This is a genomic window from Kitasatospora sp. NPDC101176, from assembly GCF_044768035.1.
Classification (GTDB): Bacteria; Actinomycetota; Actinomycetes; order Streptomycetales; family Streptomycetaceae; genus Kitasatospora.
In genome coordinates this window covers 1-15,994 of record NZ_JBIWPA010000054.1, presented here as the reverse complement: position 1 = coordinate 15,994, position 15,994 = coordinate 1, and the positions used below count along the sequence as shown (strand labels likewise).

Sequence of the window (15,994 nt, the reverse complement as noted above, 5' to 3'; positions counted from 1 at the left end):
GCGCCCCCGCGGCCCGTGCGCGGTGGGCGGGGCAGCGCGCGCCCGCCACACGGCGATCGGTGCACGGTGGTCAGTACACCTGGTCAGTGCACCGCAGTCAGATCACCGCGGTCAGTGCCCCGCGGTCAGTGCCCCGCGGTCAGTGCCCCGCGGTCAGTGCCCCGCGGTCAGTGCACGGTGGTCAGTGCACGGTGGTCAGCACCGCCGCCGGGTCGTCCGGGATCTCCCGGGACCGGGCCACCAGCGCGGCGACCACGGCGACCAGCGCCAGCGCCGCGCCCACCCAGAAGGCCGCCGAGCTGCCGACCGCGAGCAGGTGCGAGGGCAGGTCGGCGGGGGCGACGTCCGTGGGCAGGTGCGCCGTCTCGTCCTTGACCGTGGAGCTGAAGACGGTGACCAGGATGGCCAGGCCGAGCGCGGACCCGACCTGGGTGACCACGTTGAGCAGGCTGGAGGCGGCGCCCGCGTCCTCCTGCTCCACACCCGCGACGGCGATGATGTTCAGCGGGACGGTGAAGAAGCCCGCACCGACGCCGATCAGGATCATCGGGCCGAACAGCCCGGACAGGTAGCCGCTGTCGGCGTCCAGCTGCGCCAGCCAGACCATGCCGGCGGTGACCAGCACCGCACCCGCCAGCATGAACGGCTTGGCACCGACCTTGGTCAGCGTCTTCATCACCACGCCCGCGGCGGCGATCAGCGCGAAGGCCACCGGCACGAAGCCGAAGCCCGCCTTGATCGGGCTGAACTTCATCACCTCCTGGACGAACTGGGTGAGGAAGAAGAACATCCCGGCCAGGTTGCCGGAGAGGAAGAGCATCGCGCCGAGCAGGATGGTGCGGTCCCGGTCGCGGAAGAGCCGCAGCGGCAGGATCGGCTGGGCGGCGCGGGTCTCGACCAGGAGGAAGGCGCCGAGCAGCACGACGGCGCCGATGAAGCAGAGCACCGTGGTGGTGTCGCCCCAGCTCTTGGCGCCGGCGTTGATGAAGCCGTAGACCAGCAGCGCCATGCCCGCGGTGGAGGTGAGCGCGCCGACCAGGTCGAAGCGGCCGGGGTGGCGCTCGGACTCGCGGACGTAGCGCGGGCTGAGCACCGCGATCAGGATCCCGAAGGGGATGTTGACGAAGAAGACCCAGCGCCAGGACGCGGTGTCGGTGAGCACTCCGCCCAGGATGAGGCCGAGCGCGGCACCGGAGCCGGTGACCCCGCCGTAGACGCCCATGGCCTTGGTGCGGGCCTTGCCCTCGGGGAAGTTGGTGGCGATGAGGGCAAGCGTGCCGGGGGCGGCGAGGGCGGCGCCGATGCCCTGCAGGGCGCGGGCGAGCAGCAGCAGGCCGCCGTTGGGGGTGATGCCGCCGAGCAGGGACGCGCCGGTGAAGACCGCGACGCCGATCACGAAGACCTTGCGGCGCCCGAGGATGTCGCCGAAGCGCCCGCCGAGCAGGAGCAGCCCGCCGAAGGTCAGGGCGTAGGCGTTCAGCACCCAGGACAGGTCGGAGCCGGTGAAGTCGAGGTCCTTCTGGACGTCGGGCAGGGCGACGTTGACGATGGTCGCGTCCAGGATGATCATCAGCTGGCAGACCGCGATGATCGCCAGTGTGATGCCCGGACGGGACGGTCCGGCCTGGGCGGGCGCGGGCGGATCCGCCTCGTCCTTCAGGGTCGGGGACGGGGTGGACGAGGTCGTCACGATAGCCTCCACAGGGCCGTGAGCACGTGGGTGTGGGATCCGACGGGCCGGCCCTGGCACGGGCGGGCGCGCGGCGGCCCGTCAGGGGCGGGCCGCGGATCCGGCGGACGGGTCCGGTCGCGCCGAGGAGCAGGCGCAGGGACCGGGGACTTCACAGGAACGTCGGACGTACGTCGGGAAGGGGCACCGGTAGAACAGGAGGGCCCCTCCACATAGAATACGGAGGACACCTCCACTTCGCAAGCAAGGAGCGCCGCCGATCACCCGCAAGCCGCTACCGTCAAGACCCCAGAACCCGCCTCCCGGAGAGAACATGACGCCGCCTCGGTCCGCGAAGCCCGCCCAGCCCGACCAGACCGCCCCCGAGACCGGGCCCGACCGGCCCGGGCAGCCCACCGGCCGGCCGCGCACCGCCGGCGCCCGCCCGATGCGCGCCGACGCCCGCCGCAACTACGAGCGCCTGCTCGCCGCCGCCGCGACCGTCCTGGAGGAACAGGGCACCGAGGCCTCGCTGGAGGAGATCGCCCGCCGGGCGGGAGTCGGCATCGGCACGCTCTACCGGCACTTCCCCACCCGCGCCGCCCTGCTGGAGGCGGTGCTGCAGGACAGCATGGCCACCCTGGAGGGACGCGCCCGCGACCTGACCGCCTCCGCCGACCCCACCGCCGGGCTGCTGGCCTGGCTGCGCGACCTCGCCGCCTACGCCACCCGCTTCCGCGGCCTGGCCTCGGCCGTGATGGTCAACCTGGTCGACGAGCACACCGACTTCGAGTCCTGCGCGGGCATGCTCACCGCCGCCGGCACCCTGCTCCGGCAGGCCCAGCTCGCGGGCGGCGTCCGCCCCGACGTCTCGGTGCCGGACGCGGTGACGCTGGTGAACGCGCTGGTCTGGGCCCTGGAGCAGGGCAACGGGGACGAGGAGCAGTTCGAGCGGCTCTTCGACGTGGTGGCGCGCGGCCTGCGGCCGTAGGACGCGTCCCGGACCCGTCGTCGACCCGCGGCTGCGGGGCCTCCGGCCGACGGGCACGGCGAAGCGGCCCGGCCCCACCGGGGCCGGGCCGCCGCCCGCGCGTCAGCCGCGCCGCGCGCCCGCGAGCGGGCCCGAGCCGAGCGCGGCCACCTCTTCGGCGAGGATCCGGTAGGAGGCCAGCCGGGTGTCGAAGTCCGGTGCCACCGTCATCGCCATGAACTCGTCCGCGCCGGCCGCGATCAGCTCGGCCACCCGGCGCCGGACCTCCGCGCGGCCCCCGATCACCTGCCGCCCGAGGAAGCCGTCGACGATCTGCCGGTCGTGCGCGCTGTACTCGTAGGCCTGCGCCTCGGCCAGCGTCGGGTAGGCGTTCTGCCGCCCGCCGGCCCGGACGGTACGGATCGCGGCCACCCGTATCGGGCCGGCCAGCAGGTCGGCCTCCTCGTCGGTCTCCGCCGCCAGCACGAACGCGGCCACCAGCGCGTACGGCCGCTCCAGCACCGCCGACGGGCGGAAGGCCTCCCGGTAGGCGCGCAGCGCGGGCACCGTGAGCTCCGCGTTGAACTGGTGCGCGTAGGCGAAGGGGAGACCGAGCGAGCCGGCCAGTTCGGCACTGCCCAGTCCGGAGCCCAGCACCCACACCTCGGGGCGGTTGCCCTCGGCGGGCACCGCCCGCACCCCGGCCGCGGCGTCGTCCTGCGGGCCGTCGAAGTAGCCCAGCAGCTCGACGGCCTGGCGGGGGAAGTCCCCGCCGGCGAGCGGGCCGGCCGCGCGGCGCAGCGCCTGGGCCGTCACCGGGTCGGTGCCGGGGGCGCGGCCGAGCCCGAGGTCGATCCGGCCCGGGTGGAAGGCGGACAGCGTGCCGAACTGTTCGGCGACCACCAGCGGGGCGTGGTTGGGCAGCATCACCCCGCCGGAGCCGACCCTCAACCGGCTGGTGGCAGCGGCGATCTGGCCGATCAGCACGGCCGGCGCACTGCTCGCCGCGCCCGGGGCGTTGTGGTGCTCGGCGACCCAGTAGCGGTGGTAGCCGAGCTCCTCGGCGGCCCGGGCGAGCGCGACGCTGTCGTGCAGCGCGTCGGCGGTGGTCCGGCCGTCGAGGACGGGCGCGAGGTCGAGTACGGAGAGCGGCACGGGGCCGGGCTGGGACATGCGGGTCCTCCGGAGTGGGCGCGGCCCCGGCGGGCGGGGCGGGGAAGGAAGGCGGGCGGCCGGTCGGGCCGGCGCCGGTGCCTCGGCGGGACGGAGCGCGGCCCGCGCGCGGCGCGGGCACGACCGGCGGGCGGGGGGCCGGCGGACGGCCGACGCCTCCGGCGGGCAGGCCGGGAAGGCGCGGCCAGGGCCGCTACAGGGGACGTCCCGGGCCGCGTCGAACACAATACGGAGGGGCCCTCCGAATAGCAAGGAGCCTTCGCCCACGGCCCGTTGGAGCCGTCGCCCCCGTCGGGCCGCCCGCCGGAACCGCCGCCCGCCGCTCGCCGGAACCGCCGCCCGCCGCAGCCACGCGGCGGCCCGGCCCGGGGGCTCGGCCGGGCCGCGCCCGACCGCACCGGGCCGCGCCGACCGCTCAGCCACCCACCCGAGCCCGACAGGCCGCAGGGGCCGGACGGGCGCTACCCCGCCAGGCCGCCGGCCCGCCCGGACTCGACCACCATCCGGGCCAGCGCGGCCCGCGAGCTGATGTTGAGCTTGCGGTAGATCCGCGTCAGGTGGACGTCCACGGTGCGCGGGCTCAGCCGCAGCTCGGCCGCGATCTGCCGGGTGCGCCGACCGGTTCCGGCCAGGTCGGCCACCTCCCGCTCGCGCTCGGTCAGCGCCGCGAACAGCTCGACGGCGGCGCCCGCCGGTTCCGCCGCCACTCCCGGAAGGGCCGGGGTCGGCAGCGGGACGCCACAGCCCATCAGCAGCTCCGGTGCCGGTCGGGCCGCCGACTTCACGCTCAGCGCGAACGCGCTCAACTCCATCGCCTCCCGCGCCTTCCCGCGGACCGCGAGCAGCCGCAGCGCCTCCGGCAGCAGGGTGGCCGCCGCGCGGGCGTCCCCGGTGAGCAGGGCCACCCGGGCGGCCGCCGCCAGCACCAGGTGGTCCCGCTCGCCGTCGCCGGGGCCGGACCGCTGGACGTGCTCGGCCAGTTCGGCGTCCGGCACGCCGCGTGCGGACAGGAAGTCCAGCGCCTTGCGGTGCGCCTCGATCCGCCAGCAGGCGTCCACCGCCGCGTACACCGCGCGGCGCACCAGCGGGTGCCGGTAGGCGAGCTGGTCGGTGCCCGGGACGGTCCGCAGCAGGTCCCGCCGGACCAGCCCGTCCAGCAGTCCGCAGGTCCGCTCCTTCGGCTGGTCGATCAGGGCGGCCACGCCGGCGGCGTCGAAACGCTCGCCCAGGACCGCACCGGCCGCGGCGACCTGCTGCAACTGCTCGTCCAGTGCGACGAACTCGGCGGAGATCCGGGCGCCGAACCGCACCGGCAGCGCCGGTTCGACCGGCTCCGGCGGGGCCGCCGCCCGAGCACCGTCCGCGGCCTCCGCACCGTCCGCGCTCTCCGCGCCGGGCGCCTCGGCCGCCTGGTCCAACAGCGTCAGCAGGTACAGCGGATTGCCCGCGGACTCCCGGTGCAGTCGCCGCAGCGCCGGCGAGTCCACCGGCATCCCGGCCAGCTCCGCGCTGCGGCGCGGGTCCAGCGGCGCCAGCTCGACCCGCCCCGCGGTGCCGAGCTCGACGCCCTGGGCGAAGGTCCCGGCCAGCTCGGCGGGCGCCTGGCGGGGCCGGTAGGAGACGACCACCGCGACCGGAGCGGCGACCGGCCGCTGGCCGAGGTACTCCAGCAGTTCGAGCGTGCCCGGATCCAGCCAGTGGGCGTCGTCCAGCAGCAGCACCAGCCCCCGGCCGGCGCAGAGGCTCAGCCGCTGGACGAGGGTCGCGTAGTAGTGGCACAGCCACCAGGCCGGCGGCAGGTCCGCCGGGATGGTCTGCGGGCCGGGGCCGAGGGCCAGCTGCGGGAGCAGCTCGCCGAGCGCGGCCAGCTGGTCCTCGTCCAGGCCGGCGCCGCCCCAGCGGCCCAGCACGTCGACGAGGACCTGGCAGCGCAGGGCCGAAGCCGCCTCGGTGGCGCGGCCGCGCAGCACGACGGCGCCGCGCCGCTCCGCCTCCTCCGCCAGCCCGGTGAGCAGCCGGGTCTTGCCCGCGCCGGGCTCACCGACGAGTTCCACCAGCCGGCCCCGCCCGTCGGACAGCGCGTCCAGCACCGTGTGCAGTGCCGCCGCCTCCGCCGTGCGGACCGCCGGGTCCGAGCCGTTCGGTTGCCGATCCCCCGTGGACGCCATAGGTCGTGTTCCCTTCCAGCGCGCGGCACTCGTGGATCCCCCATCCGAGTGCGACTGCCCCGCCGCTCATCGATCAGGCGTGCGATGGGCCCACCGTAGCCAAACGCCCAGCGCCGGGCCTCGTCGGCAATGGAAAATTTACACGGCGAAATTCCACGTCCACATCAATGCGCAATTCCTGACATGTATTTGACGAGCAATCAGGTATCAAGCGGAGCCGACGCCGTCCAGTTGCCGCCACAGCGCGCGCTCGTCCTCCGTGGGCGGGACGTGCCCGGCGGGCCGCTCCGGATGGGCCGGCGGCAGCACCGCCGGACCGGGCTCCGCCCACCCCCTCGCCTCCGGCACCGGCACGCACGGCCCCAGGCCCCAGCCGCACGCCAGCGCGCTCAGCCCGGGTGCCATCCGCTCCCACCACCCCGCCCAGTACCGTGCCATCAGCCGTCGCCTCTCCGTTCCGTCCGGGTGCGGGCCCGGCGCCCACCGGTCCGGCGGCCGAGTGTCCGGCCGCCGCCTCAAGCAGGCCTAAACCGGCCCTGAAGCGTTCCGGCCCGGCCGGGCCCCTCGTACCCGTACCGCCGGGACGGTACGTAATTCCGCTGATGTGCCGGGCCGCCACCGCGGTGCAGATTGGTGGCGAACCACGACGCCGACCTGGGGGTAGTCATGCGGTACGAAATTCTCGGCAGCCTGCGGATCCGGCCGGAGCCGCACGACCGGCCGTCCGCCATCAACGCGCGCAACATGCAGGTCGTCCTCGCCGCCCTGCTCGTCCGGGCCGACGAGGTGGTGTCGGTCCAACAGCTCAGCTACGAGATCTGGGGTGAACGCCCGCCCAGGCGCTACCTCGCGGCGATCCACGTCTACATCTCGCAGCTGCGCAAGTTCCTCGCCCGGGACGGCGTCCCCGGCACCCCGATCGTCACCCGCTCGCCCGGCTACTCGCTCCAGCTGGGCGAGGACCGGCTGGACGCCCGGGAGTTCCAGCGACTCACCGACGAGGGCCGGGCCGCCCTGCGGCAGCACCGGCCCGAGCAGGCCGCCGCCGCCTTCGAGGACGCCCTCGGCCTCTGGCGCGGCCCCGCCCTCGGCGACCTGCGGGCCGGGCCGATCCTGGACGGCTTCGTGGCCTGGATCGAGCAGGCCCGCCTCGGCTGCGTCGACCAGCACGTGGAGGCCGGCCTCGCCCTCGGCCGGCACCAGGAACTCGTCGGCCGGCTCTACTCGCTGACCTCCGAGCACCCGCTGCACGAGGGCTTCCGCCGGCAGCTGATGATCGCCCTCTACCGCTCCGAGCGCCAGGCCGACGCACTGCACGTCTACGGCTCCACCCGGCACACGCTCAACAGCGAGCTGGGCATCGAACCCGGCCCCGCCCTGCAGAACGTGCACCGGGCGATCCTGCTCTCCGACCGCAGCCTGGACCTCTCCACCGCCGCCTGAAACCGGGCCCGCCTCGACCCGGCCGCCGTCTCCCCGCCCGCGCCGCCTCCCCCCACGTCCACGGCACCACCCCACGCACCCACGCCAGCACCAGGGAGCCCGACCATGAGTCCGCACGCACCCGCCCAGACCTGGATCCGCCGCTACCAGGACCGCCCCGACGCCGCCGTCCGCCTCGTCTGCTTCCCGCACGCGGGCGGCTCCGCCGGCACCTACCGGCCCTGGGCCGAGGCCGTCGACCCCTCCGTGGAGATCCTCGCCGTGCAGTACCCGGGGCGGCAGGACCGCTACCGCGAGCCCGGCATCGACAACCTCAACGAGCTCGCCGACCTCGTCACCCCGGCGCTGCGCTCCGCCGTCACCGGCGGCCGGTACGCCCTGTTCGGGCACAGCCTCGGCGCCGCGCTCGCCTTCGAGGTGGCCCGGCGCCTGGCCGGCGACGACGGCCCCGAACTCCTCGCCGTCTCCGGCCGCCGGGCGCCCTCCCAGGCCCGCCGGGAGGCGTACCACCGGCTCGACGACGCCGGGCTCGCCGCCCACCTGGAGGACCTCAGCGGCACCGACCGGCGCCTGCTCACCGACCCGGACGCGCTGCAGCTCATCCTGCCCGCGGTCCGCAGCGACCTGCGCGCCATCGAGACCTACCGGGCCGCCCCCGGCGCCACCGTCGACGTGCCCGTGCTCGCCCTCACCGGCGACCACGACCCGTGGACCACCCTGCTGGAGGCGGCCGCGTGGTCCGCCCACACCACCGCCGGGTTCGATCTGCGGGTCTTCCCCGGCGAGCACTTCTACCTCGTCGAACACCGGGCCGAGGTGCTGGACCTGCTCGCCCGCCGGCTCAGCCCGGTCTCAGAGCTGCTTTAGCCCCGCCGGACAGACTGCCCGCACCGACGCGACCCGACCACCCCCAGGGACTGACACCACCATGGGAACCACCACCGACGGCCTGCGCACCCTGCACCGCGCCGGGCGGCTCGCCGCCGAGTACCCCGCCGTACCCCGGCTGCTGGACGGCGCCGGCGACGACGAACTCGCCCTCGCCGGCAACCTGCTGGCCAGGCTCGACCCCGACGAGGTGCTCCGGCTGCACCCCGGCACCACCGCCGTCACCATCGCGGTGACCGGCCACGGCACGCTCGCCTCGCTCCGGCCCGCGCTCACCGCCGAGCTCGCCCGGCACGGCCTGCTGCTGCGCCCGCACTTCACCGACTTCGACAGCTACGTCTTCGAACTCTCCGATCCCGGCTCCGGGCTGTACGCCGCCGCGCCCCAGCTGGTCCTCTGCGTGCTCGACCCGGCCGTCGTCCTGGACGAACTGCCCCTCCCCTGGGGGCCGGACGACGTCGAGGCGGTGCTCGCCGCCAAGACGGCGCTGCTCGGCCGGCTCGCCGCCCGGTTCGCCGCCACCGCACCCGGCGCCACGCTCGTCCTCAACACCCTCCCGCTGCTGCACCGGCACACCGCCCAGCTGGTCGACCTGCGCGCCCGGGCCCGGCTCGGTGCGGTCTGGCGCGAGGCCAACGCGCGCCTGCTGCGGATCGGCGAGGAACACCCCGCCACCGTCGTCCTCGACCTGGAACCGCTCGCCAACGAGGGCGTCCCGGTCCAGGACCCCCGGCTGGACGCCTACGCCAAGGCCCACCTCTCCCCCGCCCTGCTCACCGCCTACGCCCGGCAGGCCGGGCACCTGGCCCGCGCCCTCACCGGGCGCACCCGCAAGGTGCTGGCCGTCGACCTGGACAACACCCTGTGGGGCGGGATCCTCGGCGACGACGGCCCCGAGGGCATCGAACTCGCCGGCACCCACACCGGCGAGGCGTTCCGCACCTTCCAGCGGGCGATCCGCCAGCTCACCTCCCAGGGCGTCCTGCTGGCCGCCGTCAGCAAGAACGACCCGGAGCCGGTGGCCCAGGTCCTCGCCGAGCACCCGGACAGCGTCCTGCGCACCGAGGACTTCGTCCGGGTCATCGCCAACTGGCGCCCCAAGGACGAGAACCTGACCTCGCTCGCCGACTCGCTCAACCTCGGCATCGACAGCGTGGTCTTCGCCGACGACAGCCCCTTCGAACGCGGCGCCGTCCGCGCCGCCCTGCCCGCCGTCGCCGTGGTCGACCTCGACGGCGAACCCGCCCTGCACCTGCCCCGGCTGCTGCGCGACGGCTGGTTCGACGTCCGCGAGGCCACCGCCGAGGACCGCGCCCGCCCGGCCCGGTACCGGGAGGAGCTCGCCCGCGGCGACTTCCTCCAGAGCTTCTCCTCCCTCGACGACTACCTGGCCGAACTCGACGTCCGGGTCAGCCTCACCCGGGCCCGCCCGCAGGACGTTCCACGGATCTCCCAACTCACCCTACGTACAAACCAGTTCAACCTCACCACCGAACGGCTCCAGCCCGCCGAGGTGGCCGCCCGGGCCGAACACCCGGACCACCTGGTGCTGGCCGTCCGCTCCGCCGACCGCTTCGGGGAGAACGGCCTGGTCGGCGCCGTCCTCCTGCGCCGCGAGGAGGACGGCGCGCGACTGGACGTCGAGAACTTCCTGCTCAGCTGCCGGGTCTTCTCCCGCGGCGTCGAACACGCCGCCCTCGCCGAGATCCTCCGGCACGCCGCCGCCACCGGCGTCCGCGAGGTCCGCGGCCGCTACCGGCCCTCCGCGCGCAACGGCACCGTCCGCGACCTCTTCCCGCGCTACGGGTTCACCGCCGTGGCCGAGCAGGCGGACGGCGCCTCCGCCGAGTTCCGGCACGACCTCGCCGAACCGCTCGCCCCGCCCGCCTGGGTCACGCTCGACTCCGAACTCGCCGTTCCCGCAACGGAAACCGGCGCCGGAACCGGACCCGTCTCCGTAGCCGCACCCGGCTCCGGCACCGAACCCCGAGGAGACCGCGCATGAACAGCGTGGACGACCTGATCGCCCTCATCCAGGACGAACTCGGCCTGCCGATCGGCACCGAGGACGCCACCGCCTCCTTCGACGACGTGCCCGGCTGGGACTCCGTGCACCTGCTCTGGCTGCTCACCGCACTGGAGCGGGAGACCGGCCGCAGCCTGCCGCTGGCCGCCCTGCTGGAGGCGCCCTCGCTCCAGGCGGTCTACGACCTCGCCAGCGCCCCCGTCTAGCGGCGCGCTTCCACCACCACGACGCCCGACCCGCACCACCGGTCGGGCGTCGCCGCATGCCCGAGCGCCGTGATCCGCGAGCCCGTGGTCCGCGGGCCGGCCGGCTCGTGGTGGTGGCCGGTGGCCGGCTGGGTGAGTGGGATGAGCCGGTGGATCGGCTGGTTCCGCCCCGCTTTAGAGGGCCGCAAGGCCTCCGTTAGGGACGCCCGTGACGGTGGGCTGACCTGGGTGTCCACTACGAGGGAGCACGGCACAGACCATGAGCAGCGACCACTCCGCCCCGATCGCCGTCATCGGACTCTCCTGCCGTCTGCCCGGCGCGCCGGACCCCTCCGCATTCTGGGAGCTGCTCCGCCGGGGCGCCGACGCCGTGGGCGAACCGCCCGCCGGCCGCTGGTCCGCCGCCGCCCCGCAGCGCGGGGCCTTCCTCGACCGGGTCGACCACTTCGACGCCGGCTTCTTCGGCATCGCGCCCCGCGAGGCCGCCGCGATGGACCCGCAGCAGCGGCTGCTGCTCGAACTCGGCTGGGAGGCCCTGGAGGAGGCCGGCATCGTGCCCGGCTCGCTCGCCGGCAGCCGCACCGCCGTCTTCGCCGCCGCCATCTGGGACGACTACGCCGCCCTGCACCACCGGCGCGGCGAGGCCGCCGCCGACCGCCACTCCGTCACCGGCCTGCACCGCGGCATCCTGGCCAACCGGCTCTCCTACGTGCTCGGCCTCACCGGCCCCAGCCTCACCGTGGACGCCGCCCAGTCCTCCTCGCTGGTCGCCGTCCACCTCGCCTGCGAGAGCCTGCGCCGCGGCGAGTCGGACCTCGCCCTCGTCGGCGGCGTCAACCTGATCCTCTCGCCCACCTCCAGCGCCGACAGCGCCCGCTTCGGCGCGCTCTCGCCGGACGGCCGCTGCTACACCTTCGACGCCCGCGCCAACGGGTACGTGCGCGGCGAGGGCGGTGTGGCCGTCGTCCTCAAGCCGCTGGACCGGGCACTGGCCGACGGCGACCGCGTGCACAGCGTCATCCTCGGCAGCGCCGTCAACAACGACGGCGCCACCGACGGGCTGACCGTCCCGGCCCGGGAGGCCCAGCAGGCGGTGCTGCGCGAGGCCCACGCCCGGGCCGGCACGTCCCCGCGCGACGTCCAGTACGTCGAGCTGCACGGCACCGGCACCCCGGTCGGCGACCCGATCGAGGCGGCGGCGCTCGGCGCGGTCCTCGGCACGGGCGGCGGCCGGCGCGCCCGGTCCACCCCGCTGCAGGTCGGGTCGGCGAAGACCAACGTCGGGCACCTGGAGGGCGCGGCCGGCCTGGTGGGCCTGCTGAAGACCACGCTGGCCATCGCCCACCGCCGGCTGCCGGCCAGCCTCAACTTCCGGGAGCCCAACCCGGAGATCCCGCTCGCGGAGCTCGGACTGCGGGTCCGCACCGAGACCGGGCCCTGGCCGCACGACGGCCGCCGGCTCGTCGCCGGTGTCAGCTCCTTCGGCATGGGCGGCACCAACTGCCACGTGGTGCTGGCCGATCCGGCACCCACCCGGCACACCGCGGACGGCGCCCCGGCCACTTCTGCCGGACCGCTGCCCTTCGTGCTCTCCGGCCGCGACCCGCAGGCGCTGCGCGCCCAGGCCGGCCGGCTGCGCGACCACCTGGCCACCACCCCCGACACCCGCCCGGCCGACACCGCGCACGCGCTCACCGCCACCAGGACGCTCTTCGCCGAGCGCGCCGTCCTCCTCGTCGCCAACCGGGCCGAACTCCTCGACGGCGTCGCCGCACTGGCCGCCGGTCAGGACCACCCGGCGGTGGTCCGCGGCCGGGCCGGCACCGCCCCGGCCGCCACCGCCTACCTGTTCACCGGCCAGGGCAGCCAGCGCCCCGGGGCCGGGAGCGAACTGTACGCCGCCCACCCCGAGTTCGCCGAGGCCCTGGACGCCGCGCTGGCCGCGCTGGACCCGCACCTGGACCGGCCGCTGCGCGACCTGCTGTTCGCCGAACCCGGCACCCCCGAAGCCGCCCTGCTCGACCAGACCCGCTACACCCAGCCCGCCCTCTTCGCCGTCGGCACCGCCCTCTACCGGCTGGTCCGCCGCTTCGCCCCGGCCCCCGGCCACCTGGCCGGGCACTCCGTCGGCGAGCTCACCGCCGCCCACGCCGCCGGGGTGCTCTCGCTGGACGACGCCGCCGCCCTGGTGGCCGCCCGCGGCCGGCTGATGCAGGAGCTGCCCGGAGGCGGGGCGATGGTCGCCGTCGCCGCGGCCGAGCACGAGGTGCTGCCGCTGCTCTCCGACCGGGTGTCGCTGGCCGCCGTGAACGGCCCGCAGGCCGTCGTGCTCTCCGGCGACGAGGAGGAGGTACTGCGGGCAGCCGGGGAACTCGCCGCGCAGGGCCGCCGCACCCGGCGGCTCGCCGTCAGCCACGCGTTCCACTCGCCGCACATGGACCCGATCCTCGCCGCGTTCGAACGCGTCGCCGCGGGGCTGGAGTTCCGCCCGCCCGCGATCCCGGTGGTCTCCAACGTCACCGGGGAGCTCGCCACCGCCGAGGAGCTCACCTCCCCCGCGTACTGGGCCCGGCACATCCGTGCGGCCGTCCGCTTCCACGACGGGCTGCACACGCTGCGGCGCGCCGGCGCCCGGGTGTTCCTGGAACTCGGCCCGGACGCGCACCTGACCGGCCTCGGCCGCGACAGCCTGGCCGGCACCGGCGACGACCACCTCCTGCTCGCCGTGCTGCGCCGCGGCCGGCCCGAGGCGACCACCCTGCTCACCGCCCTGGCCGGCGCCCACGCGCACGGCGCGCCGGTGGAGTGGAGCGGCTCCCCGGCCCTGCCGGGCGGGCGGGCGGTGCCACTGCCGACCTACGCCTTCCAGCGTTCCCGGCACTGGCTGGACACCCCGCTCGCGCCGGACGGTACGGACGGCACGGCTGACACGGCTGGCACGGACGGCACGGAGGCCCCGGCCCCGCAGCACGCCCGGCCCGCCCCCGACGGTGCACCCGCGAGCCGTCCGGCAGCGGACTCCGATCTGCTGGACCTCGTCCGCACCCAGGCCGCCATCGTGCTCGGCCACGTCACCGGGGACGCCGTCGACCCGGCCCGCAGCTTCAAGGACCTGGGCTTCGACTCGCTCTCCGGCGTCGAACTGCGCGACCGGCTCCAGGCCGCCACCGGCCTCAGCCTGCCCTCCGCCCTCGTGTACAACCACCCGACGCCCGAAGCCGTCGTCCGCCTGCTGCACGAGCGCGCCGAGGGCCCCGACGCCGCCGCACCGGCCACCCGCACGTCCACGGCGGACGACGACCCGATCGCCGTGGTCGCGATGGCCTGCCGCTACCCGGGCGGGGTCGCCTCCCCCGAGGACCTGTGGCGGCTCGTCCTCGACGGCACCGACGCCATCGGCCCCTTCCCGACCGACCGCGGCTGGGACCTCGACGCCCTCTACGACCCCGACCCCGACCACCCCGGCACCTCCTACGTCCGCGAGGGCGGGTTCCTGCACGACGCCGCCGGGTTCGACGCCGGGCTGTTCGGCATCAGTCCGCGCGAGGCGCTCGCCATGGACCCGCAGCAGCGCCTGCTGCTGGAGACCGCCTGGGAGGCCTTCGAGCGGGCCGGCCTCGCGCCCGACCGGCTCCGCGGCAGCGCGACCGGCGTCTTCGTCGGCGCGACCAACCTCGACTACGGGGCCCGGCTGCACGAGCCCGCCGAGGGACTGGACGGGTACCTGCTCACCGGCACCACGTCCAGCGTCGCCTCCGGCCGGATCGCCTACACCTTCGGCCTGGAGGGCCCGGCCGTCACCGTCGACACCGCCTGCTCCTCCTCGCTGGTCGCCCTGCACCTGGCCGCCCAGGCCCTGCGCCAGGGTGAGTGCGACCTCGCCCTGGCCGGCGGCGTCAGCGTGATGGCCACCCCGGGCATGTTCCTGGAGTTCAGCCGCCAGCGCGGTCTGGCCGGCGACGCCCGCTGCAAGGCCTTCGCCGCCTCCGCCGACGGCACCGCCTGGTCCGAGGGCGCCGGTCTGCTGCTGGTCGAGCGGCTCTCCGACGCCCGCCGCCACGGCCACCGGGTGCTGGCCGTCCTGCGGGGTTCGGCGATCAACCAGGACGGCGCCAGCAACGGCCTCACCGCCCCCAACGGGCCCGCGCAGGAGCGCGTCATCCGCCAGGCCCTCGCCTCGGCCGGCCTCACCCCCGACCAGGTCGACGCCATGGAGGCGCACGGCACCGGCACCCGGCTCGGCGACCCGATCGAGGCGGAGGCACTCCTGGCCACCTACGGTCAGGGCCGTGAAACCCCGCTCCTGCTCGGCTCGTTGAAGTCCAACATCGGGCACAGCCAGGCCGCCGCCGGCATCGGCGGCGTCATCAAGATGATCGAGGCGATGCGGCACGGCGTGCTGCCCCGCACCCTCCACGTGGACGCTCCCTCACCGCACGTGGACTGGACGGCGGGCGCCGTCGAACTGCTCACCGAGCAGACCGCCTGGCCCGAGCACGGGCGGCCGCGCCGCGCCGCCGTCTCCTCCTTCGGGATCAGCGGCACCAACGCGCACGTCATCCTGGAACAGGCGCCGCCCAGCCCGCCCGTGCGCACCGAACCCGTGCCGGCCCCGGCCGCCGGGCCCGCGTTCTGGCCGCTCTCCGCTCAGGACGCGCCCGCCCTGCGCGCCCAGGCCGAGCGGCTCCGGGACCACCTGCTCGCCCACCCGTCGATCGAACTCAACTCCGTGGCAGCCCAGTTGTCGAACGGACGAGCCGGACTCGAGCACCGTGCCGCGGTGCTGGCCGCGGACCGCGAAACCGCCCTCGCCGCCCTGGACGCCCTCACCCACGACCACGACCACCCCGCCCTCCTGCGCGGCACCGCCACCACCCCCGCCCGCCTCGCCTTCGTCTTCACCGGACAAGGCAGCCAACACCCCGGCATGGGCCGCGAACTCTACGACACCCACCCCGCCTTCGCCCACGCCCTCGACGAAGCCCTCGACGCCCTCCAACCCCACCTCGACCTCGACCAACCCCTCCGCAACCTCATGTTCGCCCCACCCCACACCCCCGAAGCCGAACTCCTCAACCAAACCCGCTACACCCAACCCGCCCTCTTCGCCCTCGAAACCGCCCTCTTCCGACTCCTCCAACACCACGACATCCACCCCCACCACCTCGCCGGCCACTCCATCGGCGAACTCACCGCCGCCCACGCCGCCGGCATCCTCACCCTCCCCGACGCCGCCCACCTCGTCGCCACCCGCGCCACCCTCATGCACCAAGCCCCCACCGGCGGCGCCATGATCGCCATCCAAGCCACCGAACAAGAACTCCAACCCCACCTCACCGACACCGTCACCATCGCCGCCATCAACACCCCCACCGACCTCGTCATCGCCGGCGACCACCACACCGCCACCCACATCGCCCACCACTTCCACACCCAAGGCCGACGCACCAA

10 protein-coding genes are annotated in these 15,994 nt (G+C 75.4%); 6 read left to right on the top strand and 4 right to left on the bottom strand.

Annotated features, from left to right (window positions below):
• Positions 1–181 precede the first annotated feature (181 nt).
• On the bottom strand, positions 182–1,690 hold the full coding sequence (locus ACIRS1_RS38135; RefSeq protein WP_402847252.1) for an MFS transporter: 1,509 nt from the start codon (positions 1,688–1,690) through the stop codon (positions 182–184).
• Between the two features lie 313 nt (positions 1,691–2,003).
• On the opposite strand from ACIRS1_RS38135, the gene ACIRS1_RS38130 reads away from it, so the two are divergent.
• On the top strand, positions 2,004–2,660 hold the full coding sequence (locus tag ACIRS1_RS38130; RefSeq protein ID WP_402847249.1) for a TetR/AcrR family transcriptional regulator: 657 nt from the start codon (positions 2,004–2,006) through the stop codon (positions 2,658–2,660).
• A gap of 102 nt (positions 2,661–2,762) precedes the next feature.
• On the opposite strand, the gene ACIRS1_RS38125 is transcribed toward ACIRS1_RS38130, so the two are convergent.
• The 3 genes from ACIRS1_RS38125 to ACIRS1_RS38115 all read right to left on the bottom strand — a co-directional run bounded on the left by ACIRS1_RS38125 (position 2,763) and on the right by ACIRS1_RS38115 (position 6,418).
• The gene (locus ACIRS1_RS38125) at positions 2,763–3,812 is read right to left on the bottom strand and encodes an LLM class flavin-dependent oxidoreductase (protein WP_402847247.1); all 1,050 of its coding nucleotides are present in this window, start codon (positions 3,810–3,812) and stop codon (positions 2,763–2,765) included.
• A gap of 461 nt (positions 3,813–4,273) precedes the next feature.
• The gene (locus ACIRS1_RS38120) at positions 4,274–5,980 is read right to left on the bottom strand and encodes an AAA family ATPase (protein ID WP_402847245.1); all 1,707 of its coding nucleotides are present in this window, start codon (positions 5,978–5,980) and stop codon (positions 4,274–4,276) included.
• Positions 5,981–6,187: 207 nt separating this feature from the next.
• Positions 6,188–6,418: a DUF6059 family protein gene (locus ACIRS1_RS38115; RefSeq protein WP_360222558.1), complete on the bottom strand. Its 231-nt coding sequence runs from the start codon at positions 6,416–6,418 to the stop codon at positions 6,188–6,190.
• 228 nt (positions 6,419–6,646) lie between these two features.
• On the opposite strand from ACIRS1_RS38115, the gene ACIRS1_RS38110 reads away from it, so the two are divergent.
• The 5 genes from ACIRS1_RS38110 to ACIRS1_RS38090 all read left to right on the top strand — a co-directional run.
• Positions 6,647–7,423, top strand: a complete 777-nt coding sequence (locus ACIRS1_RS38110) for a BTAD domain-containing putative transcriptional regulator (protein WP_402847243.1) — start codon at positions 6,647–6,649, stop codon at positions 7,421–7,423.
• A 105-nt stretch (positions 7,424–7,528) separates the two neighbouring features.
• On the top strand, positions 7,529–8,290 hold the full coding sequence (locus ACIRS1_RS38105; protein ID WP_402847240.1) for a thioesterase II family protein: 762 nt from the start codon (positions 7,529–7,531) through the stop codon (positions 8,288–8,290).
• Positions 8,291–8,351: 61 nt separating this feature from the next.
• On the top strand, positions 8,352–10,316 hold the full coding sequence (locus ACIRS1_RS38100) for an HAD-IIIC family phosphatase (RefSeq protein ID WP_402847239.1): 1,965 nt from the start codon (positions 8,352–8,354) through the stop codon (positions 10,314–10,316).
• Positions 10,313–10,543, top strand: a complete 231-nt coding sequence (locus ACIRS1_RS38095) for an acyl carrier protein (RefSeq protein WP_360222570.1) — start codon at positions 10,313–10,315, stop codon at positions 10,541–10,543. The genes ACIRS1_RS38100 and ACIRS1_RS38095 overlap by 4 nt, the downstream gene beginning before the upstream one ends.
• Before the next feature lie 259 nt (positions 10,544–10,802).
• Positions 10,803–15,994, top strand: a 5,192-nt coding sequence (locus ACIRS1_RS38090) for a type I polyketide synthase (RefSeq protein ID WP_402847236.1), incomplete at its 3' end; no start/stop codon positions are given.